This window comes from Pseudoselenomonas ruminantium, assembly GCF_900113715.1.
GTDB lineage: Bacteria > Bacillota > Negativicutes > Selenomonadales > Selenomonadaceae > Selenomonas_A > Selenomonas_A caprae.
This window is the reverse complement of the sequence record NZ_FOQK01000014.1, coordinates 57257-81025: the sequence shown is the minus strand read 5'-3', so window position 1 is coordinate 81025 and position 23769 is coordinate 57257. Positions and strand designations below refer to the sequence as shown.

Here is a 23769-nt window from a genome sequence, read left to right as displayed (position 1 = left end):
CGCACTAACGTATTAGCAGGTTGAAGATTCATTCGGGCTATTGCTGAAACGAAGCCGCCGGGCAGGGGAGTACCATAAGCGTAACATTGATGGTTTGCGTGAAGAAAATATTTTTTGCCTTCACATTCCGTTGAAAAATTCACACCGTTCAAGCGTAGCGCGTTTGGGAACTTTTTCAATGCTTAGTTAAAGGCAAAAAATATTTTTAGCAAAGCATCTAAGTGAAGCGTTGGTACTCCCCTGCCCGGCGGCGCGGCTTTCCTCGAATAAAAACACGGTAATTTACAAACTGCAATTTTTATTGCTGCTCAAAGCCCCACAGGTATGCAGCGAAGTCCGTATCGATTTTCTCCACTGCCATGCCGCTGTACATCAGCTCATCCCCGTAGAAGCTCTGTCCGACCAGGCTGGTAGCCGTCTCGCCGCCAAAGTCCATCGACGTGCGCTGGGCGGGCAGATACTGCGTCACTTTATAGCAGGCATCTTTGTCCAAGCCCGTCAGCTTCAGCGTGCGGATTGGCGATGCTGGTTCTGCCAAGGTCTTGAAGTACATGAGCACGACCTGTTTCCCATCTTGGCTGACAAACTGCCAAGCCGTCTCGTTGCCTTTGCCTGCAAACGGCGTGAGCAGACGGTAGAACGAACCGAATTGCAGCGTCGGACGCAGCTTTTTATAGAGCGCAACATGCTCACGCACCTGGGCTTTTTCTGCATCCGTCATGCGTGTGATGTCAAGCTCGTAGCCGAAGTCTCCAGCCATGGCGCAGATGGCCCGCATCTGCAAGCTCGTGACCCTTCCGACCTGATGGTTCGGCACCACCGAGACATGCGCCCCCATTGCCACGGGCGGGAAGACCATGCTCGTGCCACTCTGGATAGACAGGCGGCAGACGGCATCGGTGTTATCGCTAGTCCAGGTCTGCGGCATGTAGTAGAGCATGCCGGCGTCGAAACGGCCGCCGCCCCCCGAGCAGCTTTCAAACAAAATCTCAGGGAAAGCCTGCGTGATCCGCTCAAGTATTGCATAGAGGCCGAGCACGAAGCGCGTCTTGGTCTCCCCCTGCCGCTCGTCTGGCAATGCCAGCGAGAAAGCCTCAGTCAGATGGCGGTTGAAGTCCCATTTGACATAATCGATGGGTGCCGACCGCAGGACGCTGCCCACCGCCTCGACGATATAATCCTGTACCTCCTGACGCGTGAGGTCGAGCACCAGCTGATGACGGCCATAGCTTGACGGATAGTCAGGCACCTGCAATACCCACTCCGGATGGGCACGATAAAGGTCTGAATCCGCCGAAATCATCTCCGGCTCAAACCATAGGCCGAATTTCAAGCCGCGGCTATGCGCCGACTCGGCTACGCCCTTCAATCCCTGCTTGAGTTTCTGCGTATTGACCACCCAGTCGCCGAGCGAGGAGTTGTCATCGTTGCGCTTGCCGAACCAACCATCATCGAGCACTAACAGCTCCAAGCCCAGGTCAGCTGCACAGTCGGCCAGCTTATTGATCTTTTCTTCATCAAAGTCGAAATACGTTGCCTCCCAGTTATTGACAAGGATGGGCCGCAGGGCATGCTGATACTTGCCACGCACGATGTGCTCCCGCACGATATGATGGAACGCCTGGCTCATGCCATTCAAGCCGTCCGGACTATAGACGAGCAATGCCTCCGGCGTCTGGAATTCCTCTTCCGGCTGCAGCTGCCAATCAAAACCGAAGTCATTGATGCCGCCAATGACACGTGTCGTGCCGAACTGCTCGACCTCTGTCTTGAATGAGAACTCGCCACTCCATACCAGGCTGAAGCCATAGACATCGCCTGCCGTCTCCGTCGTCCCCGGACGCACGAGCGCGAGGAATGGCGACTGCTGATGGGAGCTTGCCCCGCGGCGGCTCCCATGCTCCTGCTGGCCGCGCATCAACGGCACGCGTTCAACACTGCGCTCAGCCGCGTGGCCGCCCCAAAGATTCAGCCGCTCAAACTCATGGTCGGCAAAATCCATGGCGAAGCTCGCAGCCTGCAAGAGGTCTACGGCCAGCTCCCCTGTATTGAGGAAACGGGCGTTGCGGGCAATGACCGCTTCCTCCGCGAAAATCGTATACTGCAGCTCGATGGCCAGCGACCCTTTCGTATCGCGCAGGCGGATGGTCAGCGTCTCGGCCTCATCATCCTTGGCATAAGCAGCGGGAAGTCCTGCCAGGCCAGGTTTGCCAGCCTTGATCTCATGGCTTTCATACCAGAACTCCGTGACCGTCGTGCCATCTGCCTGGCGCATCACATAGGCGGGCAGGCGATAGTCACCATGCCCATAGTCGGGATACTCCCGCGGCAGGACATCGAGCGAAAATGTGCGCTCGTTCTCATAAGCAGCCGGCTGCGGCGAAAAAGCCCGATCGATTGCCTGGAACGGACGGCTGTCGCGGAATTCGCGGATTGCCTTGCCCCAATAGCGGTGCAGCAGATACTTGCCGCGGACCAGCTGCAGTACATAGCTGACCTTGTCATTGCGCAGATGGAATATGCCGGTGGATTCATCGAAAGTGATCATGGTGTATGCCTCCTGTTCATCCTCGTTGCCATTTTTCTTGTTTATCAGATTCCCTTGAAATAGAATCCAAAATGCTTGCTGTCATTCTTGACGGTATACTCGTCAAGGACTGGTGCGCCCCAGGTATCATCGCCGCCGACACCGCACTGCCCCAGCGAAGCCCGCAGGAACGTGTGATGCACTGCTGGCAGGTCATAGCCATGGCGGGCATTCTCCAGCTCATGGGCGCTATAAGGCAATGCCGAAGCCGCAAAGGGCGTATCGCCACTGATGCGGACGCCGCGGCCGCGGTTATCCGTCACCTCAAACCAGCGGATGCCGCCATGGTTTCCACACTCCTGCGGCAGCAGATACGGCTCGACCTCCTCCTTGACCTTCGTCTCATAGATGCCAAGCTTTGCCCCCTGCTGGCGGTCCGCATAGTTATCGAGCGGGCCATAGCCATAGAACCGGATGCGGTCATAGTCAGCTGGCAGCGTAAAGACCATCGCAAAATCGGGGATTTCCGGCAGGCCCTCGACCTTCTCATAGTCAAGCTCCGTCTTCAGCGAGCCATCCTTGCAGACGGTATAGGTGATACGGCAGCTGGCTGCTGGCTGCGTTGCCAGCTCATAGGTGAACCGCACGGAAATCTTGCGGGCTTCATACTCCTTGATGCCCAGCTGGCCGAACCAGTTGTATTCCGTCCACTCACCGCCTTCCTGCCGCATTTCCTTCTTGACGCAGCGGCGATAGAGGCTGGCAAGCTTCCACTGGGCCACCGCGAAATCGCGGCGGCTGCCATAGTCATTATCGACTGGTGCCCGCCAGAAACTCGGCCGCGGCATCTCCTCGATGAGTTCCACACCATTATGCTTGTAGGAAACCAATGCTCCCTGCGCACTGGAGAACAGGATCTCAAAGCCTTCGCCCTGCACGCCAAGATTGATGTCCCCCTGTACGATATGCAGCGGCTTATCCGTATAGGTGTGCAGACTCTCCTGCGGCTGATAATGGAGAGAGCGCTCTTCCGTACCGAAATCCGTGCACTCCACAGCCTCAGCTGCCGCTGGCAGCTCGACTTCATCTACCGTCCAGATGCCCTGTCCAAAGGCAACCTCATGACCGCGTGCTGCCCAGGGCTTATCCTCACGCAACTGGAGCGATGCCGTGACACACTCCTCGCCAGTATCGGTGAGCGGCAGTTCCGCCAGACTTACCGTCGCACTCTGACCTGGTGCTGCGGCAGGTGCCGGCAGCGTCTTCTGCCAGAGCACGCGGCCATCGAGCGCCAGCGTCAGCTGCAGGTCGTATTCCGCCAAATCCGTAAACAGGCTCTTGTTGCTGATGACTACCTTTTCCGCATCTACTGCCAGCGTGAAGTCCTGATAGTTGAACTTCACATCCTGCAGCTTCGTCGTCGGCCGGCGGTCGGCAAACAAGATGCCGTCGCCGCTGAAATTGTAATCGGTGGAGCGGTCACCGAAATCGCCGCCATAGCCGAGGGCATCGTGACCATAACGATCCTTATGCCAGAGCGCCTGATCGACAAAGTCCCAAATAAAACCGCCCTGGTAGAGAGGCTCCGTCTCCGTCAGCTCCGTGTACTTATGCATGCCGCCATTGCTGTTGCCCATCGAATGCGTATACTCACAGCAAAGGAACGGCTTGTCGCGATGCTCCTGCAGAAAGGCCTTGATATCGGCGGCCTTCGGATACATCTGGCTTTCCATATCACTCGTATCGTTATAGCGGCGATCCCAGAAGATGCTCTCATAATGGACGAGACGGCTCGGGTCAGTCTTGCGGAAGTACTCGCTCATCGCATAGATATCCTTGCCACCGCAGGACTCATTGCCGCACGACCAGATGATGATCGATGGATGGTTCTTGTCCCGCTCCAGCATGGACTTGGCGCGGTCAAGGATGACGGCCTGCCACTCGTCATGATCATCAGGCAGTGTATTCTCATCGCGGGCCAGCACGCCATTCTTCTGCCAGGTACCATGGGTCTCAAGATTCGTCTCGTCGATGACATAGAGCCCATAGCGGTCACAAAGCTCATAGATATAGCTCGAGTTCGGATAATGCGAGCAGCGCAGTGCATTGATGTTGTTGCGCTTCATCGTGATGATATCCTGCTCAAACGAGGCCGGATCCATCGCACGGCCACTATAACAATCGAACTCATGGCGATTGACGCCCTTGAAGACGATGCGCTGCCCGTTGATCTTCATCAGCGTATCTTCCAGCTTGAACTCACGGAAGCCTGCCTGCAGCGGGATGACTTCCTGCAGCACCTCCTCCGCATCATAAACAGAGACCACCAGCGGATAGAGATGCGGATGCTCCGCACTCCAAAGCGCTACATTATCGATCTCCGCCTCAAAATGGCTGGTCTGACCGGTCAACTCCTGACGCTTGGTAAGCACCTTTTGGCCAGTCGGCGCCAGCACCTCTACCGTAATCGTTTTCTTTTCTGCCGTACGCCATTTGAAATCAAGGCTCAAGCAACCATCCTGATATCCATGCTGCGGCACAGCTTTAAGCCAGATATCCTCCGCATGAACCACAGGTTTCGTATAGAGCACGACATCGCGGAACAAACCGCTGAAGCGCCAGAAATCCTGATCCTCCAGCCAGCTGCCTGAACTGAAACGATAAACCTGCACGGCCAGTTTATTCTCGCCTGCCACCAAGTACGGCGTAAGGTCAAAATCGGCAGGCGTAAACGAATCCTCGCTATAGCCGACATAATGGCCGTTCAGCCAAACGGCCAATGCCGACTCCGCTCCCTTAAACGAAATAAACGCATTTTCCCAGCCCGCAGGCAGCACGAAATACTTGACATACGAGCCGACGGGATTCTCCCGCTGCGGCACCTGCCCCGGCGTCACGGCCTCGTGGCCATCCCATGGATACGTCTGGTTCGTATACTGCGGACGGCCATAGCCCTCCAGCTGGAGATGCGCCGGCACGCGGATGGTATCCCAGCTGCGGCAGTCAAAGTCCACGGCCTCAAAGCCCTGCGGCCTGAGTGCGAGATTCTTCGCGAAGTGGAAATGCCATAGCCCGTTCAACGTGCGGCAAAAGGACGATTCCCCTCGTGCCATCTCCGCCACGTCGGCATAAAACGCATGGTCACTATGAGCCGGCAGCCGGTTCTCCTGGAAAAATGTCGGATCTGCCAGTCTCTCTACGGTAAATTTCTGATCAGCCATATCAGCATCCTCCTCGCGCTGGAAAAGCGATTTTCAGTAAACGTTTTCTTTACTTCCTGTCAATATTATATCGAAATAAACAAGAAAAAACAAGGGCAAAACGCCCTTGTTTTTCGCTTTTCTTATGTTTCAGCCAATATAAGTGACTTCATTGCCCTTGATGGGAACCATGCGGCGATTCGGCAGGCCGTCTTCGCTGTCGGCATAGCCGAGGGACAGCGAGCCGAATACGGCTTCCTCCTCATGCAGGCCCAGCTCATAGAGGTACTCCATGATGACTGGATTATCCTTGAGCCAGCGCAGCTGGTTGATCCAGCAGGAGCCGAGATCAAGGGCATTGGCCGCGAGCATCATGTTCTCGATGGCACAAGCTGTGTCAGCATAGCGATTGCCATAATTGCGCTTGTTAGCGACGATGATCAGACAGGGCGCATTGTATTTGAACACGTAGTTCCCCTTCTTGGCCAAGCGGATTGCGCCGCCAATGTCCTCGCTGTTCTCGTCGGTGATCTCCATCTTGGCAAATTCCTGCTGCACGAGCTCTACAAGACGCTCGAGGACAGCTTTATCGCGCACGACGAGGAAGTGATTCTGCTGCTTGTTCTTGCCGCTCGGTGCCTGACGGCCAGCCTCGATGACCTGCCGGAGTTTTTCCTCCTCGATGGGCTCCTGCTTGAACTTGCGCGTGCTATGACGCGTAGCAATGCATGGCAGCGTGCCCCGCGTGAGATTCTCTTCGGCCCAATTCAAGAGTTCGAGTGCATCACTGACTTTTTTGTGTGACTTTTGATGGCCTTCCATCAAAAGCACATCATCAACGTCTTCGAGTTTGCTAATTACATGTTCAAACCATTCTGCATTCGGCTGATTCTCCATTCTATGCCCTCCATTTCATTTCATTCTATATTATCTTATTCGCCAACAGGAAACAAAAACCTGCCCCGGAGCCGGAGCAGGTTCTTATTTTTCGTAAAATATTGCTTATTTGGCCATGAGTTTGGCGACCTTATTGGCAAAGTCGACCGGATTCTCCGGCAGGATACCTTCGATAAGCAGGGCCTGCGTGTAGAGAAGGTCGCAATAGTCCTTGAAATCCTGGCTGTCCTTGCCAGCGCCATGCAGCGACTGCAGGCGGGCAAAGAGGTCATGATGCGGATTGATCTCAAGGATACGCTGCGCCTTGAACAACGGATTGTTCATCTCAGCGAAGGTCTGCTCCATCGAAAGCGACGGGCCAGCCTCATCAGCGACGAGGCAGACAGCGCTCGATTTGAGACGGGCCGAAACCTTGACGTCAGCTACCTTATCCCCCAGTGCCTCTTTGATGTCCTTCATGAGATCATCGTTCTTCTTCTGGATGTCCTCAGTCTCCTTCTTGACCTCCTGGCTTTCGGCATCATCGAGGTCAAGGTCACCACGGCTGATGGAATGGAACTGCTTGCCCTCATACTCACGCAGCGTCTCGATGCAGAACTCGTCGACCGGGTCGAGGAGATACAGAACCTCGAGACCTTTGTCGCGCAGCGTCTCCATCTGCGGCAGCTGCTCGATGGTCTCTTTGTCCTTGGCCGTCGCATAGTATATTTTCTTCTGGCTCTCCGGCATGCGCTCGATATATTCCTTGAGCGATACGAGCTTGCCTTCCTTCGAGCTCATGAAGAGCAGCAAGTCCTTGAGTTTGTCAATCGTATCGCTGCCGGCATACATGCTATTATAAACGCCGATTTTCAGCGATTTGCCAAACTCATTCCAGAACTTCTCATAATCCTCGCGCTTATTCTTCATCTTGCGCGCCAGCGCCTTGAGGATGTTCTTCTCGAGTGCCTTGCCGATGGTCTTGAGCTCACGGCTCTGCTGCAGCAGCTCACGGCTGATATTGAGCGACAGATCTGGCGAGTCGACGAGGCCCTTCATAAAGCGCAGGTAATCCGGCAGCATATCCTTGCACTTGTCCATGATGAATACGTGACGGGAATAGAGCTGGACACCCGGCTCATAATCCGTATGATAGAGGTTGAACGGTGCTTTGGCCGGGATTGCCAGGAGAGCCGTATACTCCACAGAACCTTCTGCATGGGTGTGGAAGACCTCCATCGGTTTTTCCCACTCATGGAACTGATTCTTGAAGAATTCCTCGTACTCTTCGTCCTTGATATCGCTCTTGTTCTTCGTCCAGAGCGGCTGCATGGAATTCAGCGTGCGCAGCTCGACGCGTTTCACCTTGTCGGCCCCCTCGATGGGCTTGCCATCCTCATCCTTCGGCGTCTCCTCGAAGGTGAAGTTCATCTTGACCGGATAGCGGACATAGTCGGAATACTTCTTGACCAGGCTCTCCAGCTTGTAGGTATCCGTATAGTTCTCCTCCGAAGCATCGCCGAAGAAGTCCTTGCCCAACGAAATCGTGATGCTCGTGCCGCGTTTCTCCTTCTCGCATTCCTCGATGCTATAGGAGCCATCACCCGTGGATTCCCAACGCGTTGCCTGCTTCTCGCCAGCCTTGCGCGTCACGATGGTGACCTTGTCAGCCACCATGAAAGCCGAGTAGAAGCCGACACCGAACTGGCCGATGAGCTCCTTATCCGTGCTGTTTTCGCCGCTCTCGCTGGCCTCTTTGGCTTTCTTGAGCTGCTCCATGAAGGCCTTCGTGCCCGATTTGGCGATCGTGCCGATGTTCTCGATGACTTCCTCGCGGCTCATGCCGATACCATTATCGGAGATCGTCAGCGTATGCGCCTCAGCATCCGGCTCAAGGAAAATCTCAAAGCTGTCATCGCCCTCAAGGATATCGCGGTTCGTCAGGCTCTCAAAGTGAACCTTGTCAATCGCGTCCGATGCATTGGAAATGAGCTCACGCAGGAAAATCTCATGATTCGTGTAAATCGAGTGGATCATGAGGTCAAGGAGCTGCTTGGTCTCCGCTTGGAATTCATGGGTTTCTTTTGCCATTTCTATCTGCCTTCCTTTATCTGAAAAGATTGAAATCGTTTTTTTAGCACTCTACTTCGCGGAGTGCTAACGTACAAGCATTAGTATACGACATAAAAAACAAAAAGTCAAATTTCCTATCCACACTATAAAACAAGCGGCTTGACAAGTCAATTGACCGGTCAAGCCGCCCGTGATTTACTGCCTGAAGTGCAAAATCAAAGTTTTTTATACACAAGCTTCAGCGACTGGTTCATGACATGAACCAGCGTATTATCAGCCACCAGCCCGCGGATCTGTGCCTCCGTCGCGGGATTCAGCCGCTGATAGTTATCATAGGCCACGCGAAACTCCTCATACGAACCAGCAAATCCCTGCGCCTGCGCCGCCTGGTACAATTCCTCATAAGTCATCGTCCGTCCCTCCTGTTCCCGATGCTATGTCATCCATATTATATCATGACTCTGTAAAAAAAATGCAAGGTGCTGGCAAATTGCCAGTTCATGTGAAATAGGATCCCGATAATACGTAGCTCGGGGTTCACGGGGTAATTCGTGACCTATCACCGGAAATAATCAGCATTATCCAAACGTAACAGAGAGCGAGGGTAGGTATATTATTTATTTTTCTCATCAAGCGCCTTCGCCACAGCTACCATCTTCGCCGTTTCCTCCGGCGTCGTGTCCCCTGTCACGTTGACATTGCGCGTGACTTTCGCATCGTACGACTCACTGCGCATAATGTCGGCGAGATCTACCCCCGTGCTTTCCTTAACCGACTGGAACGTCTTGGCCAATACCAGCGGTACATTGCCCGCGATAGGTCCGACGGATGCGCCGTCTTCACCGCCGCCGATGATCGAGATCTTGTCGATGGCCGTGAGCGGCTTAGCAATCTCGGCGGCTACCTGCGGCAGGATCTCGATGGCCATCTGTGCCATAGCGGCCTTGCCGTATTTCTTCATGGCCTCGGCCTTCTTGTCCATAGCTGCAGCTTCTGCCTCACCTTTGGCCCGGATAGCTGCTGCTTCTGCCTCGCCCTTGGCCTTGATACCAGCAGCCTCCTGCTCCATCGCATACTTCTTGGCCTCAGCCTGTGCTTTCTGTGCCTCGGCCTCTTTCTGCTGGATGTAGAGACGTGCCTCTGCATCGCGCTGCTGCTTGGCCAGTTCTGCCTGTGCCTTCACCTCGATGGCATATTTATCGGCATCGGCCTTTTTCTGGATTTCTGCCGCCAGTTCCTGCTCACGGACAGCAACCTGTTTCTGTTTGAGTTCCTGCTCGCGCTCGGTCTTGGCGATCTCCGCATTGACCGTGGCCGTCTGGATGGATTTCTGCTGCTCCTGGTTCTGGATCTCATAGGCAGCATCAGCCTCAGCACGCTTGATGTCCGACTGTTTCTGCAGCTCGGCCTTGCGGATGGCCAGGTCAGTCTGACGCTGAGCAATCTCGAGCTCGGCCTTGACCTTGGCATCATTGGATTCCTTCGATGCCGCTGCCTGTGCGATTGCCACATCGCGCTCTGCCTGGGCACGGGAAATCGCTGCATCCTTCTTGATCTTGGCCGTATTGTCAGCACCAAGGTCAACGATCAAGCCGTTATCATCGGTGACATTCTGGATATTGCACGAGATGATGTCGATACCGAGGTTACGCATATCCTTCGAAGCCTTGCTGACCACCTGATCCGAGAAAGAATCCCTGTCGGTGTTGATGTCCTTGAGATCCAGCGTACCAATGATTTCACGCATGTTACCTTCAAGGGAATCCTGCAGACTCACAGCGATTTCCTCAGGGTTCATGTTGAGGAAGTTCAGCGCCGCAATCTTGCGCCCCTCGATATCTTTGGCCACGGCCACCTTGGCCACGGCATCGACACGCACGTTGATGAAATCATTCGTCGGCACTGACTGCCCCGTCTTGATATCGACAGAAATCTGCCCCAAATACAGATAGTCAGCACGCTCCAAAGCCGGGATCTTGATACCGCCCTGTCCGATGAGGAAGCGCGGCTCCCTGCGCAGGCCCGACAAGATGATGGCCCGATTCGGCGACGCCTTCACATACATCATCGTAATCGCTGCAAAGATAATGACGAATAGAATAATTACTGGTATTGCCAGCACAATCATGGAAAACATAAATACCCTCCCAATAAAAGAACAACCATGACATACGCATAAATACAGGTATTATTTTGTGCCTTTATTCTTTAAATTCATTTAAAGGAGCCTTGGAAGTTCTTTAATATCGGTAAAATGAGCAAAAAAATAGACCTCCTCAGCTGAGAGGAAGCCTATCTATCCGTAGATTTCAGCAGGCAGCAGTTTCGTCCACTGCATCAGCCTCGCGCATGCGGCCGACAAAGCAGTCGGTCAGGCGAATCTCGAAATTCACTTTGGTATGAGACAGTACGCGGTAATCAGCAGCCGTGAGCTCTTCACGTACACCGTCTTTCGTGAAGGCCGTAAAGGACGGAATCTCCTGGGTTCCCGTGAATACGAGCACGCGGTCAGCTCCCACGCCCTGACGGCTGGTGAGCAGACGGATAGCCGCTTCGCCTGGCATGTAGCCTGCCGTCCCATCAAGTACCATGATTTCTTTATCCTCCACCAGATAGCTGCGAACCAACATCATTTCTGTCACCGGCCTTTCTAACGTCCTGCTCTCACGAGCGTTTTCTCAAATTCGATGTCTTTATTATAGCAAGGTTTAATTTGCAATAAAATCACAATTTCTGCTTTAAATATTGCAAAAACTGTACTATACTAGCTTTATACCTTATAGCTACGAAAGGAGCATTCCCGTGAGTGATTATGAGAAAAAAGGCTATCTCGCCAGTGATTTCCGCGTGTTCCGCCTCAAGGACCCCACGCTGAAGCCCATAGCCTTCCACTACCACGATTTCCATAAAATCATCCTGTTTCTGAGCGGCAATGTCGACTACGTCATCGAAGGCAAAACGTACCACCTTACGGCCCGTGACATCGTCTTTGTCTCGGCTGGTGAGATCCACCGGCCCGTATTCCTGCCAGGCTCGGCTGACTATGAGCGCATCGTCATCTATGTCTCGCCAGCCTTCCTCGAACGCTGGCAGCGTCAAGATCCAGAGCATACCGATCTTGGTCACTGCTTCCTGCAGGCCCGCGAAACCGCGAGTGTCATGCATCAAGCCCCTGGGACCAGCCACGATCTGCTCTTCCATATGGATAAGCTGGAAAAAGCAGCCCATGGTGAGGGCTTTGCCAACGGCCTGTACACAGAATTGCTGTTCATCGAGTTCATGATCCTCATCAACCGCTTGCTCGAAGGCCATGAACTCGCCGGCCTGGAAAACGCGACTTATGATCCCAAGATCCAGGAAGTGCTCGCCTATGTCAATCAGCATCTGGCCGATGAGCTCAGCATCGACGCCCTTGCAGCGCACACCTATACCAGCAAGTTCTACTTGATGCGCAAGTTCAAGGCTGATACCGGCTATGCCCTCCACCAATACATCCGCAGCAAGCGGCTGCTGCTCGCCCGCGACATGCTGCGCAGCGACCTGCCGATTGCCCAGATTGCCAGTGAGGTCGGCTTTGCTGACTACTCGACTTTCTCCCGCGCCTTCAAGGAAATGTTCAAGTGCTCCCCCCGCGAATACCGCAATACGCACTAAAAAAAGAGGAAACCATCCCACTGGATGGTTTCCTCTTTTCTATTGCAGCAATTGCTTATGCCTCGGTGGCTTCAGCTGCGGCAGTCTCCTCAGCCGTTTCCTCCGGAGCCGGTTTCGGATCGTTATCGACAATCTTGAGGTTGCGATAACGGCTCATGCCCGTACCAGCCGGGATGAGTTTACCGATGATGACGTTCTCCTTCAGACCGATCAGCGGATCGACCTTGCCCTTGATGGCAGCATCCGTCAGGACACGAGTCGTCTCCTGGAACGATGCTGCGGACATGAAGGAATCCGTAGCCAGCGATGCCTTCGTGATACCGAGAAGGATCGGCTTAGCAACAGCCGGCTCGCCGCCTTCCTCGATGGCCTTCGTATTGGCACTCTCGAAGGAGTTGATATCGATGTACTCGCCTGGCAGGAAGTCCGTGCTGCCGGACTCCTCGATCTTCACTTTGTGAAGCATCTGGCGGACCATTACCTCGATATGCTTATCGTTGATCTCAACACCCTGAGATTTGTATACTTTCTGTACCTCGTATACGAGATAGCGCTGCGTAGCCTGCAAACCGCAAACGCGCAGGATATCGTGCGGGTTGATGGAACCTTCCGTGAGCTTGTCACCCGGCTTCAAGTGCATACCCTGCTTGGCTGCCATGCGGGCACCATACGGGATTGCATACTCGCGCGCCTCGCCCTCGTCCGGAACGATCGTGACCTTACGCATGCCCTTACCGGAATCCTCGACCTCTGCACGGCCTTCGATCTCGGCAATGATTGCATGATGTTTCGGCTTACGAGCCTCGAAAAGCTCCTCGACACGCGGAAGACCCTGGGTAATATCGTCACCAGCGACACCACCGGAGTGGAACGTACGCATAGTGAGCTGCGTGCCCGGCTCGCCGATGGACTGTGCGGCAATGATACCGACTGCCTCACCGATCTCAACCTCAGCCTGGTTGGCAAGGTCACGGCCATAGCACTTGATGCAGACGCCGAACTGCGACTTACAGGTCAGTACGCTGCGGATCGATACGCGGTCACGGACTTTCTCGATGCGTTTTGCCAGGTCTTCATCCACCGTATCGTTGATGGAAGCGATGCGCTCGCCCGTCTGCGGATCGTCGATGTTCTCAGCGAGAACACGGCCGACAATACGCTCAGCCAACGACTCGATAATGCCGTCGCCTTCTTTGATGGCCTCGACTTCGATACCGCGGACGTTATTGTTGCGAACACGAAGTTCCTTAGCGCTGCTGTCGAGAATCGACTGAATCTTAGCTTCGTCAAGATGCTCGCCAGCTGCCAGGATAACATTGCCATCCTCATCGACAACATCACGAGTAACTTCCTTGCCATTCATCTCATGCAGCATGGAATCCTTGATCTTCGCACGGGCAGCTGCATCCGGTTCGCCGAGGGAAATTGCCTCGGTAATCATCGCGTTGCTGATAGCTGCCTCGGAAGCCAGCGAAGAACCGCGGACCATGATCTCCGGTACGCTCTTCTCGCCGATGATCTGAAGTTCTTCCTCGCCGAGAATGGTGTCCTTCGTAAAGAGGACTTCTTTGGTCTCTGGATCGAGGACATCGGCACCCAGCAGACGGCCCATAAGGCTGTCGTTGAGGATCTCCAGCGCATCGAGCGTGGACTCGGTGAGACGCGCACGCGCCTGTACCATGTTGAGCGTCGAGATATCGCAGTCTTCCTCACGGACGATGACATCCTGTGCGACGTCGACGAGACGACGGGTAAGGTAACCCGAGTCAGCCGTACGCAGAGCCGTATCAGCAAGACCTTTACGGGCACCATGGGACGAGATGAAGTAATCGGATACCGACAGACCCTCACGGAAGTTTGCCGTGATCGGCAAGTCGATGATCTTACCAGACGGGTCAGCCATAAGGCCGCGCATACCAGCCAGCTGACGCATCTGCTGTTTGTTACCACGGGCACCGGAGTCAGCCATCATGAAGATCGGGTTGAAGGTGTCCATGTTGTCCATCATCGCATCAGCGACATCGTCGGTAGCAACCGACCAGAGGTCAACGACCTTGTGGTAACGCTCTTCCTCGGTGATGAGACCGCGGTCGAACTGGCGCTCAACCTTGTTGACGATCTTCTGCGTGTCGGCAATGATGGTCTTCTTCTTCGGCGGTACGATAACGTCGGAGATAGCAACCGTCATGCCGGCGATGCAGGCATAGTGGTAACCGAGGTTCTTGACGTTATCGATGACCTCAGCGGTCTTCGTAGCGCCAAAGTGGTTATAGCAGTTCGCAACCAGCTTGCCAAGCTCCTTCTTGTTCATCAGGATACCCAGGCACTCCTGGTCGGAATCTTTTTCTTTGTAGTAGTAACGGAGCTCCGGCGGCAGGATCTCGCTGAAGATCATGCGGCCCAGCGACGTCTTGACAAGGCCATGGCCCTCGATGCGGCAGTGGATCTGTGCCTGCAGGTCAAGGTCATGCTGCTGGTAAGCCAGCAGTGCCTCGGCAATGCTCGTGACAGCCATACCCTCGCCCTTGGCACCCGGGCGGACAATGGTCAGGTAGTATGCACCCAGAACCATGTCCTGCGTCGGAACGATGATTGGTTTACCATCTTTCGGCGCCAAGATGTGGTTGGCAGCCAGCATCAGGATGCGGGCCTCCGTCTGTGCCTCAGCGGACAGCGGCAGATGGATAGCCATCTGGTCACCATCGAAGTCAGCGTTGTATGCCGTACAAGCCAGCGGGTGGAGCTTCAGCGCGCGGCCCTCGGTGAGGACCGGCTCGAAAGCCTGGATACCGAGACGATGCAGCGTCGGGGCACGGTTCAGGAGAACCGGATGCTCCTTGATGACATCCTCGAGCACATCCCAGACTTCCGGACGTGCACGCTCAACCATGCGCTTAGCCGATTTGATGTTATGCGCAGCACCCGAAGCCACGAGTTTCTTCATGACAAACGGCTTGAAGAGCTCCAGAGCCATCTCCTTCGGCAGACCGCACTGGTGGAGCTTGAGCTCCGGACCGACGACGATAACGGAACGGCCCGAATAGTCAACACGCTTACCCAGGAGGTTCTGACGGAAGCGGCCCTGTTTACCCTTGAGCATATCCGAAAGGGATTTGAGCGGGCGGTTGCCCGGGCCCGTGACCGGACGGCCGCGACGGCCGTTATCGATCAGGGCATCGACAGCCTCCTGCAGCATGCGTTTCTCGTTGCGGACGATGATGTCCGGTGCACCGAGATCCAACAGACGCTTGAGGCGGTTGTTACGGTTGATGACACGGCGATACAGATCGTTGAGGTCAGACGTTGCGAAACGGCCGCCATCGAGCTGTACCATCGGACGCAGCTCTGGCGGAATGACCGGAACAACGTCGAGAATCATCCAAGACGGCTTGTTGCCAGACTTGCGGAAAGCCTCAACAACTTCCAGACGGCGGATGGCGCGGATCTTCTTCTGGCCGGACGTCGTGCGGACGTCCTTGCGCAGCGACTCGCTCATGGTCTCGAGGTCGAGCTCGTCGAGGAGCTCTTTGATGGCCTCAGCACCCATGCCGACGCGGAAGGTGTTGCCATATTTCTCCAGAGCATCGTGATACTCTTTCTCGGAGAGCAGGCTCTTCTTGGCCAGATCCGTATTCTCACCCGGATCCAGGACGATATAGTAAGCGAAGTACAGGACTTTCTCGAGAGCTCGCGGAGAGATATCGAGGATCAGGCCCATACGGCTCGGGATACCTTTGAAGTACCAGATATGGGACACCGGAGCAGCGAGCTCGATGTGGCCCATGCGCTCACGGCGCACTTTGGCACGCGTGACCTCAACGCCGCAGCGGTCGCAGACAATGCCCTTATAGCGGATACGCTTGTACTTACCGCAATGGCATTCCCAGTCACGGGTCGGTCCAAAGATACGCTCGCAGAACAGACCGTCGCGCTCTGGTTTCAGCGTGCGATAGTTGATGGTCTCCGGCTTCTTGACCTCACCGTAGGACCACTCGCGGATCTTATCCGGAGAGGCCAGACCGATGCGCATCGAATCAAAATTATTTACATCCAGCAAAGAGATGACACTCCCTTCTTATTCCTCATCATTACCTTCATCTGCATTGTCTACGGCCGGGCCTTCAATCGAGCCCATGCTGCCGATGTCGGCAATGATGTCGTCCGGCTTTTCATCATCAGACGGAGCACCTTCATCGTAGGAGTCTGCTCCAGCCGTCTGCGCCGCAGCGGCGCCTTCTTTATTCGGATCAACACCGGCGACGTCAAGATCGAGATCTTTTGCCGTCTTGTTGATATCTTCATCATCATCTTCGTCCAAGAGCGAGATTTCCTTGGCATCCTCATTGAGGACCTTGATATCGAGACCGATGGACTGGAGCTCTTTGATGAGAACCTTGAAGGACTCCGGTACACCCGGTTCCGGAATGTTTTCGCCCTTGACGATGGCTTCATAAGCCTTGACACGTCCGACAACATCATCGGATTTAACCGTCAGGATTTCCTGCAGCGTGTAAGCGGCACCATATGCCTCGAGGGCCCAAACCTCCATCTCACCGAAACGCTGGCCACCGAACTGTGCTTTACCACCGAGCGGCTGCTGCGTGACGAGGGAGTACGGACCGGTCGAACGCGCATGAATCTTATCGGCAACGAGATGATGCAGCTTGAGGAAGTACGTGCAGCCAACCGTTACGCGGTTCTCGAACGGCTCACCCGTACGGCCATCGTAGAGGACCGTCTTGCCGTCAGCCGGCAGGCCAGCAGCTTTGACCGTACCCCAGACATCGTCATCTTTCGCACCGTCGAAGACCGGCGTTGCGATATGGATACCAGCGACATCCGGTTTCGGCATGCCGTATTTATCGAAGTCGTAGCCGGCATCGCGGAGACGCTGCTCAACCGTCGGATCGCCGTCCTTGATCTGCTGACCGAGGACTTTGACAGCCATGCCGAGATGAACCTCGAGCACCTGACCGATGTTCATTCGCGACGGAACGCCCAGCGGATTCAGCACGAGATCGACCGGCGTGCCATCCGGCAGGAACGGCATGTCTTCCTGACGCATGATGCGGGAAACGACACCCTTGTTACCGTGACGACCTGCCATCTTATCGCCGATGGAGATCTTACGTTTCTGTGCGATGTAGACGCGGACAAGACGGTTGACGCCTGGCGGCAGCTCATCGTTGTTCTCGCGGCTGAAGATCTTGACGTCAACGATCTTACCCTGCTCACCATGCGGCACACGCAGGGACGTATCGCGGACTTCACGAGCCTTCTCACCGAAGATAGCGCGCAGCAGGCGCTCCTCTGCCGTAAGCTCCGTCTCGCCTTTCGGCGTGACCTTACCGACGAGGATATCGCCAGGACGTACGTCAGCACCGATGGAAATGATACCCTCTTCGTCGAGGTCTTTGAGAGCCTCTTCCGCAACGTTCGGGATATCGCGGGTGATTTCCTCAGGACCAAGCTTCGTGTCGCGCGCATCGCACTCATACTCTTCGATATGGATCGAGGTGTAGAGGTCGCGTTTTACGAGGTTCTCCGACAGGAGGACAGCATCCTCGTAGTTGTAACCTTCCCAAGGCATGTAGGCAACGATGATGTTGTAGCCAAGAGCCAGCTCGCCATGGTCCGTAGCCGGGCCATCGGCAATCGGCTGCTTCTCGACAACCTTGTCGCCTTTGTATACGATAGGAACCTGGTTGATGCAGGTGCCCTGGTTGGAACGCAGGAATTTCTGCAGTTTATAGTGGTCAAGCTGACCATCTTCACGGCGGACATCGATGAAGTCAGCCGTTACACGCTCAACCGTACCAGCATGTTTGGCAAGGATCATGACGCCAGAGTCGCAGGCAGCTTTGTACTCCATGCCAGTACCGACCAGCGGTGCCTGGGTGCGGAGCAGAGGAACTGCCTGACGCTGCATGTTCGCACCCATCAGGGCACGGTTCGCATCGTCGTTCTCGAGGAACGGGATCATTGCCGTTGCAATCGAGAAGACCTGGCGCGGGCTAACGTCCATGTAATCGACGGTATCGCGGTTATGCAGACCGGTTTCTTCGTTATAACGAGCCGTTACACGCTCATTGATGAACCACTCATTTTCATCGAGGGGCTCATTGGCCTGCGCGATGACGAGCTCATCCTCTTCGTCAGCCGTCAGGTAGCGGACTTCATCCGTGACCTGATGCGTCTCTTTGTCGACACGGCGATACGGCGTCTCCATGAAGCCGAACTGGTTGACACGGGCATAGGTAGCCAGCGAACCGATAAGACCGATATTCGGACCCTCAGGAGACTCTACCGGACACATACGGCCATAATGGGAGTTGTGTACGTCGCGGACCTCGAAGCCTGCGCGCTCACGGGACAGACCGCCCGGTCCCAGTGCCGACAGACGGCGTTTATGCGTCAGCTCGGACAGCGGGTTGTGCTGGTCCATGAACTGGGACAGCTGCGAAGAACCGAAGAACTCTTTGATGGCAGCGACAACCGGACGAATGTTGATGAGTGCCTGCGGCGTGATGACGTCAACGTCCTGAATCGTCATGCGCTCGCGGACGACACGCTCCATACGGGAAAGACCGATGCGGAACTGATTCTGCAGCAGCTCACCTACCGCACGGACGCGGCGGTTGCCCAGATGGTCGATATCATCCGTGTTGCCGAAACCATCCATGAGGTTCAGCAGGTAATTGATCGAAGCAATGATATCATTTTTCGTGATCGTACGGTCATGGATATCAAGCGTCGGGCTGCAAAGCATCTTGACCTTGCTGCCGTCCTTCTGCAGGGCGTACAGCGTGATGAGGCCACCCTCACCGAAGATCTGCCGCTCGCGCTCAACATCCACAGCATCGATCATGTCTTCCGTGACGACTACGCCCTGCGGAATGACAATCTCGCCCGTCTCTTTATCAACGATCGGCTCGGCGAGGACTTTGCCGAGGATACGGCGCTTCCAGCCCAGCTTCTTCGTGAGTTTATAACGGCCGACCGTAGCCAGATCATAACGCTTCGGATCAAAGAACAGCGAATTGAGGAGCTGCGTAGCATTGTCCTCATTGGCCGGCTCGCCCGGACGGAGGCGTTTATAGATCTCGATGACAGCCTTGCCCTGGGATTTGACTTCTTCACCATCGCGCTCAAGGGTATTCATGATGCGCGGATCTTCACCGAAGAGCTCTACGATCTCCTCGTCGGTAGCAAAGCCAAGGGCGCGGATGAAATACGTGACCGGCATCTTACGCGTGCGGTCAATGCGAACCGAAACAACATCGTTCGCATCCGTCTCGAGCTCGATCCAGGCACCACGGTTTGGAATGACCGTTGCATTATATAGATGCTTACCAGTCGGATCGATCTCCTCACCATAATATGCGCCCGGCGAACGAACCAGCTGGCTGACGATAACACGCTCAGCACCATTGATGATGAACGTACCCGTATCCGTCATGAGTGGGAAATCGCCCATGAAGACTTCCTGCTCCTTGATTTCACCGGTCTCACGGTTGATGAGACGGACATTTACACGGATAGGAGCCGCATAGGTTACATCGCGCTCTTTGCACTCGTCAAGGCCGTATTTCGGCTCGCCAAGCGAAAAACTCTCAAAGGACAGCACGAGATTCTCGGAGAAGTCCTTGATCGGCGAAATGTCGTTGAAAATTTCCTGCAAACCCTCATCGAGGAACCACTTGTAGCTGTTCCGCTGGATATCCAGCAGATGCGGCATTTCCATGACTTCCTTGATTCTGGCATAGCTATACCTGGTTCTCTTGCCCACCGGCACAGGATTAAATAACAAATCCTTCACCCCTTAGCCTGATTTATACTAGAATGATCTTTGAAATGCAGGGATCAGACCACACAAACAAGAGCGGAATACTGGAACAAGAAAAAAAACAAGGTATGAGATCATTTTACACCTTGCTTCCAGTTCCTTTCCGCTTGCGCATAGTTATCCCTATTCATTTTCCTGTAGTTTCTTAGTTTAGCACCCTTTCCTTATCATGTCAAGCATTTCTGCTGGACTATCAGATTTTTTTGCATAAGAAAAAGGACCATCCCATAGGGATGGTCCTTGAAAAGTCAAAGACTGAAATTACTTCAGCTCAACCGTAGCGCCAGCCTCTTCGAGGGCAGCCTTGAGGGACTCAGCCTCAGCCTTAGCAACGTTCTCTTTAACGTTAGCCGGAGCGCCATCAACGAGAGCCTTAGCCTCTTTCAGGCCGAGACCCGTAGCTTCACGGACAGCTTTGATAACGTTGATTTTCTTGTCGCCAGCGGAAGCGAGAACAACCGTGAACTCGTCTTTCTCTTCAGCAGCACCAGCAGCAGCGCCACCAGCAGCAGCAACTGCAACCGGAGCAGCAGCGCTAACGCCGAATTTCTCTTCCATAGCTTTTACGAGCTCAGACAGCTCGAGGACAGTCATGTTCTCAATGGCTTCCATGATTTCTTCTTTAGTCATTTGAATATACCTCCAAAAATCTTTCTTTATTTCTTCATTAATTATATAAGAGGGAAACGCAGATTATGCGGATTCCTTCTGAGCGCGAACAGCGTCAAGCACATAAACAGCATTGCGGATAACACCCTGCAGCACGTTGACCGTGTTGGAAATCGGGGCGTTCATGCTGCCCAGCATCTTGGCAATGAGTTCCTCGCGGGACGGCAGCGAAGCCAGAGCTTTGACCTCTTTGGCGTCGATGACTTTGCCCTCGACCGTACCAACTTTGATCGTCAGAACCTCGTTCTCGTCCAGTTTGTTCTTCTTGATGAAGCCGCAGATGACTTTTGCCGGAGCAATAGCATCCTCCGTGGAGAATGCGAAAGCCGTCGTGCCCTCGAGATGCTCATCAAAGCCCTCGATACCAGCTTCTTTAGCAGCCAGACGGAGCATCGTGTTCTTGACAACATGATACGTTACGCCAGCAGCGCGGAGCTCGCGGCGGAGTTCCGTGTCCTGAGCAACCGTCAGACCTTTGTAGCTCGTCAGAACTACACCTTTAGCATTCGTCAGCTGGTCTTTGAGCTCAGCGACGATAGCCTGTTTTTTCGTTAAGTTTGCCACTTTAATTTCACCTCCTGTCCACTTTGGATTTTAAAGCCTGTAAAAAAACCTCCGGCTGCGTACGCCGGAGGTTGAATATTCAAATTCAGTGAGCTCCGGCCTCGGCAGGCGACGAATCGTCGTTAGATGATAGAATCAAACCTGCTGTCTACAGCCATCGTTATACAGTTGTGGAGACCGGAGCCTCGTTGAACCTAATCAGACTGGATCAGCCAATCTGAACCGGGATGCCAGGGCCCATCGTTGCGCTGACCGTAATGGAGCGCATGTACTGGCCTTTAGCAGCAGCCGGTTTTACACGGTTCAGTGTATCAATCAGGGCCTGGAAGTTCTGCTGAAGCTTCTCAGCGTCGAAGGATGCCTTACCGATCGGGCAATGTACATTACCAGCTTTGTCGGTACGGTACTCGACTTTACCTGCTTTAATCTCGGAAATAGCCTTCGTGAGATCCATCGTAACCGTGCCCAGTTTCGGGTTCGGCATGAGGCCGCGAGGACCAAGGACCTTACCAAGACGACCGACAGTGCCCATCATGTCCGGAGTAGCGACAGCGACGTCGAAGTCGAGCCAGCCGCCCTGGATCTTCTGGACGATTTCATCGGAACCAACGAAGTCAGCACCTGCTGCCTCTGCTTCCTTTACTTTCTCGCCTTTTGCGAAGACGAGTACGCGCTTGGATTTACCCGTGCCATGCGGCAGGACCATAGCGCCGCGGACCTGCTGATCAGCGTATTTCGGATCAACGCCGAGACGTACGTGCAGCTCGATGGTTTCATCGAATTTCGCCGTAGCCGTCTTCTTGACGAGATCCATAGCCTCAGCAGCCGTGTAGACCTTGCCAGCTTCTACGAGCTTGCAAGCGTCCTGATATTTCTTACCAGCTTTAGCCATTGTAAGTAATCTCCTCTCGTGGTAATAACGGTGAATGCCTCCCACGGGATGAAATCATCAACCATTAGTCAACGATTTCAATACCCATGCTGCGTGCCGTACCCTCGATCATGCGGGTAGCAGCCTCGATGTCAGCAGCGTTGAGGTCAGCCATCTTGCTCTCAGCAATCTTCATTGCCTCTGCACGCGGCAGCTTAGCAACTTTGTTCTTGTTCGGCTCACCAGAAGCTTTGTCGATCTTAGCAGCCTTCTTCAGAAGGACAGCAGCCGGCGGAGTCTTGGTGATGAACGTGAAGGATCTATCCTCAAAAACCGTGATGACAACAGGGATGACAAGACCAGCCTGTGCCTTGGTTCTCTCGTTGAATTCCTTACAGAAGCCCATGATGTTGACACCAGCCTGACCAAGAGCCGGACCTACCGGAGGAGCCGGATTAGCTTTACCAGCAACAACCTGGAGCTTGACAATCTTAGAAACTTTCTTTGCCATTGTATTTACACCTCCCAAAAATGGATTTTAGTGGCTTCAATTAGAGCTTTTCGACCTGATCGAAGCCAAGGTCAATCGGGGTTTCCTCTACCAGAACCTTCAAGCGGCCTTTTTCCTGATCGATCTCAGTAACGGCGCCCGTATAGTTCTCGAAAACACCCGAGTTGATGCGAACCACATCCCCGACGGATACATCCAGCTCGGGTTTGAGCTCTTCCTCGCCCATGGATTTCAAGATACGTTTCGCTTCAGCATCAGTAAGCGGAATCGGGTGTTTCTCGGAACCGACAAAACCCGTTACACCGGTGGTGTTGCGCACAACGTACCAGGAATGCTCATCGACAATCATGTCAACCAGCACATAGCCTGGGAAGACTTTTCTCGGAACGACTTTTTTCTTGCCGTCCTTGATTTCGACCTCATCCTCTACCGGAACGACGACATTGAAGATCATGTCGCTCATGTTGGCCGTGTGAATCAGGCGCTCGAGATTGGCTTTCACCTTGTTCTCGTAGCCTGAGTAGGTATGGATTACATACCATGCTCTGCCAGGATTATCCTGACGAAGATCCATCTCGTCCTTGTCTGCCATGCTTATCTCACCCTGCTTACCTTAAAATGATGTGGAACAATCTTGCAAAGACCGTATCACAGAACCAAATCAGGGCACAAACAATCGCAACAGCGATGCCTACAACCACGGTGTAGTTGAAAAGCTCCTTTTTGGTTGCCCAGGATACTTTTTTCATCTCGGCGATTACTTCGTCTATGAATTTCTTCACAGTCACTTCACATCTCCGTTCAACCCGCTAAAGCGATTATTTCGTCTCTTTGTGCAGCGTGTGCTTCTTGCAGAACTTGCAGTACTTATTGAACTCCAGACGATCCGGGTTGTTCTTCTTGTTCTTGTTGGTACGGTAGTTACGGCTATGGCACTCCGTGCACTCCAACGTGATATTGTTGCGCATCTCTTATTAC

The 23769-nt window shown here is 54.1% G+C and carries 17 protein-coding genes; 1 reads left to right on the top strand and 16 read right to left on the bottom strand.

Going from position 1 to position 23769, the window contains the following annotated elements:
* Positions 1 to 298 precede the first annotated feature (298 nt).
* The 7 genes from BM181_RS08900 to BM181_RS08870 form a co-directional block, all read right to left on the bottom strand.
* Complete coding sequence (locus BM181_RS08900; protein WP_075444059.1) at positions 299 to 2548, bottom strand: alpha-galactosidase; 2250 nt, start codon at positions 2546 to 2548, stop codon at positions 299 to 301.
* A gap of 44 nt (positions 2549 to 2592) precedes the next feature.
* A complete protein-coding gene (locus BM181_RS08895) occupies positions 2593 to 5748 on the bottom strand; it encodes a beta-galactosidase, LacZ type (protein WP_075444056.1) in 3156 nt (1051 codons plus the stop codon).
* A gap of 129 nt (positions 5749 to 5877) precedes the next feature.
* Positions 5878 to 6624: a nitroreductase gene (locus BM181_RS08890; protein ID WP_256211334.1), complete on the bottom strand. Its 747-nt coding sequence runs from the start codon at positions 6622 to 6624 to the stop codon at positions 5878 to 5880.
* Between the two features lie 105 nt (positions 6625 to 6729).
* Complete coding sequence (gene htpG, locus BM181_RS08885; protein WP_075444053.1) at positions 6730 to 8694, bottom strand: molecular chaperone HtpG; 1965 nt, start codon at positions 8692 to 8694, stop codon at positions 6730 to 6732.
* A 197-nt stretch (positions 8695 to 8891) separates the two neighbouring features.
* Complete coding sequence (locus BM181_RS08880) at positions 8892 to 9086, bottom strand: hypothetical protein (protein ID WP_075444050.1); 195 nt, start codon at positions 9084 to 9086, stop codon at positions 8892 to 8894.
* Positions 9087 to 9289: 203 nt separating this feature from the next.
* The gene (locus tag BM181_RS08875) at positions 9290 to 10813 is read right to left on the bottom strand and encodes a flotillin family protein (RefSeq protein ID WP_075444047.1); all 1524 of its coding nucleotides are present in this window, start codon (positions 10811 to 10813) and stop codon (positions 9290 to 9292) included.
* Positions 10814 to 10985: 172 nt separating this feature from the next.
* Positions 10986 to 11309: a hypothetical protein gene (locus tag BM181_RS08870; RefSeq protein WP_075444044.1), complete on the bottom strand. Its 324-nt coding sequence runs from the start codon at positions 11307 to 11309 to the stop codon at positions 10986 to 10988.
* A 169-nt stretch (positions 11310 to 11478) separates the two neighbouring features.
* Between BM181_RS08870 and BM181_RS08865 the strand changes: the two genes are divergently transcribed.
* Entirely contained in the window at positions 11479 to 12330 is an 852-nt protein-coding gene (locus BM181_RS08865; RefSeq protein ID WP_075444032.1) for an AraC family transcriptional regulator, read from the top strand.
* Positions 12331 to 12385: 55 nt separating this feature from the next.
* Here BM181_RS08865 and rpoC read toward each other — a convergent pair whose 3' ends face one another.
* The 9 genes from rpoC to rpmG form a co-directional block, all read right to left on the bottom strand.
* Positions 12386 to 16387 (bottom strand): DNA-directed RNA polymerase subunit beta', encoded by a 4002-nt coding sequence (gene rpoC / locus BM181_RS08860; RefSeq protein WP_075444029.1) that lies wholly within the window; start codon positions 16385 to 16387, stop codon positions 12386 to 12388.
* Between the two features lie 18 nt (positions 16388 to 16405).
* Positions 16406 to 20140: a DNA-directed RNA polymerase subunit beta gene (gene rpoB / locus BM181_RS08855; RefSeq protein WP_075444026.1), complete on the bottom strand. Its 3735-nt coding sequence runs from the start codon at positions 20138 to 20140 to the stop codon at positions 16406 to 16408.
* Between the two features lie 297 nt (positions 20141 to 20437).
* Positions 20438 to 20806, bottom strand: a complete 369-nt coding sequence (gene rplL / locus BM181_RS08850; protein WP_075431098.1) for a 50S ribosomal protein L7/L12 — start codon at positions 20804 to 20806, stop codon at positions 20438 to 20440.
* A 63-nt stretch (positions 20807 to 20869) separates the two neighbouring features.
* The gene (gene rplJ, locus BM181_RS08845; protein WP_075431100.1) at positions 20870 to 21409 is read right to left on the bottom strand and encodes a 50S ribosomal protein L10; all 540 of its coding nucleotides are present in this window, start codon (positions 21407 to 21409) and stop codon (positions 20870 to 20872) included.
* 208 nt (positions 21410 to 21617) lie between these two features.
* A complete protein-coding gene (gene rplA, locus BM181_RS08840; RefSeq protein WP_075431103.1) occupies positions 21618 to 22301 on the bottom strand; it encodes a 50S ribosomal protein L1 in 684 nt (227 codons plus the stop codon).
* Positions 22302 to 22365: 64 nt separating this feature from the next.
* Complete coding sequence (gene rplK, locus BM181_RS08835) at positions 22366 to 22791, bottom strand: 50S ribosomal protein L11 (RefSeq protein WP_033170889.1); 426 nt, start codon at positions 22789 to 22791, stop codon at positions 22366 to 22368.
* A 40-nt stretch (positions 22792 to 22831) separates the two neighbouring features.
* Entirely contained in the window at positions 22832 to 23383 is a 552-nt protein-coding gene (gene nusG / locus BM181_RS08830; RefSeq protein WP_075431105.1) for a transcription termination/antitermination protein NusG, read from the bottom strand.
* Between the two features lie 16 nt (positions 23384 to 23399).
* Positions 23400 to 23579, bottom strand: a complete 180-nt coding sequence (gene secE, locus BM181_RS08825; protein WP_075444023.1) for a preprotein translocase subunit SecE — start codon at positions 23577 to 23579, stop codon at positions 23400 to 23402.
* 30 nt (positions 23580 to 23609) lie between these two features.
* On the bottom strand, positions 23610 to 23759 hold the full coding sequence (gene rpmG / locus BM181_RS08820; protein WP_075431109.1) for a 50S ribosomal protein L33: 150 nt from the start codon (positions 23757 to 23759) through the stop codon (positions 23610 to 23612).
* Positions 23760 to 23769 lie beyond the last annotated feature (10 nt).

Coding starts and splice junctions, on each gene's coding strand:
- BM181_RS08890 (WP_256211334.1), bottom strand. CDS start 6,624: ATGGAGAATCAGCCGAATGCAGAATGGTTTGAACATGTAATTAGCAAA.
- rplK (WP_033170889.1), bottom strand. CDS start 22,791: ATGGCAAAGAAAGTTTCTAAGATTGTCAAGCTCCAGGTTGTTGCTGGT.
- nusG (WP_075431105.1), bottom strand. CDS start 23,383: ATGGCAGACAAGGACGAGATGGATCTTCGTCAGGATAATCCTGGCAGA.
- BM181_RS08875 (WP_075444047.1), bottom strand. CDS start 10,813: ATGTTTTCCATGATTGTGCTGGCAATACCAGTAATTATTCTATTCGTC.
- BM181_RS08880 (WP_075444050.1), bottom strand. CDS start 9,086: ATGACTTATGAGGAATTGTACCAGGCGGCGCAGGCGCAGGGATTTGCT.
- rpmG (WP_075431109.1), bottom strand. CDS start 23,759: ATGCGCAACAATATCACGTTGGAGTGCACGGAGTGCCATAGCCGTAAC.
- BM181_RS08900 (WP_075444059.1), bottom strand. CDS start 2,548: ATGATCACTTTCGATGAATCCACCGGCATATTCCATCTGCGCAATGAC.
- rplA (WP_075431103.1), bottom strand. CDS start 22,301: ATGGCTAAAGCTGGTAAGAAATATCAGGACGCTTGCAAGCTCGTAGAA.
- BM181_RS08895 (WP_075444056.1), bottom strand. CDS start 5,748: ATGGCTGATCAGAAATTTACCGTAGAGAGACTGGCAGATCCGACATTT.
- htpG (WP_075444053.1), bottom strand. CDS start 8,694: ATGGCAAAAGAAACCCATGAATTCCAAGCGGAGACCAAGCAGCTCCTT.
- rplL (WP_075431098.1), bottom strand. CDS start 20,806: ATGACTAAAGAAGAAATCATGGAAGCCATTGAGAACATGACTGTCCTC.
- BM181_RS08870 (WP_075444044.1), bottom strand. CDS start 11,309: ATGATGTTGGTTCGCAGCTATCTGGTGGAGGATAAAGAAATCATGGTA.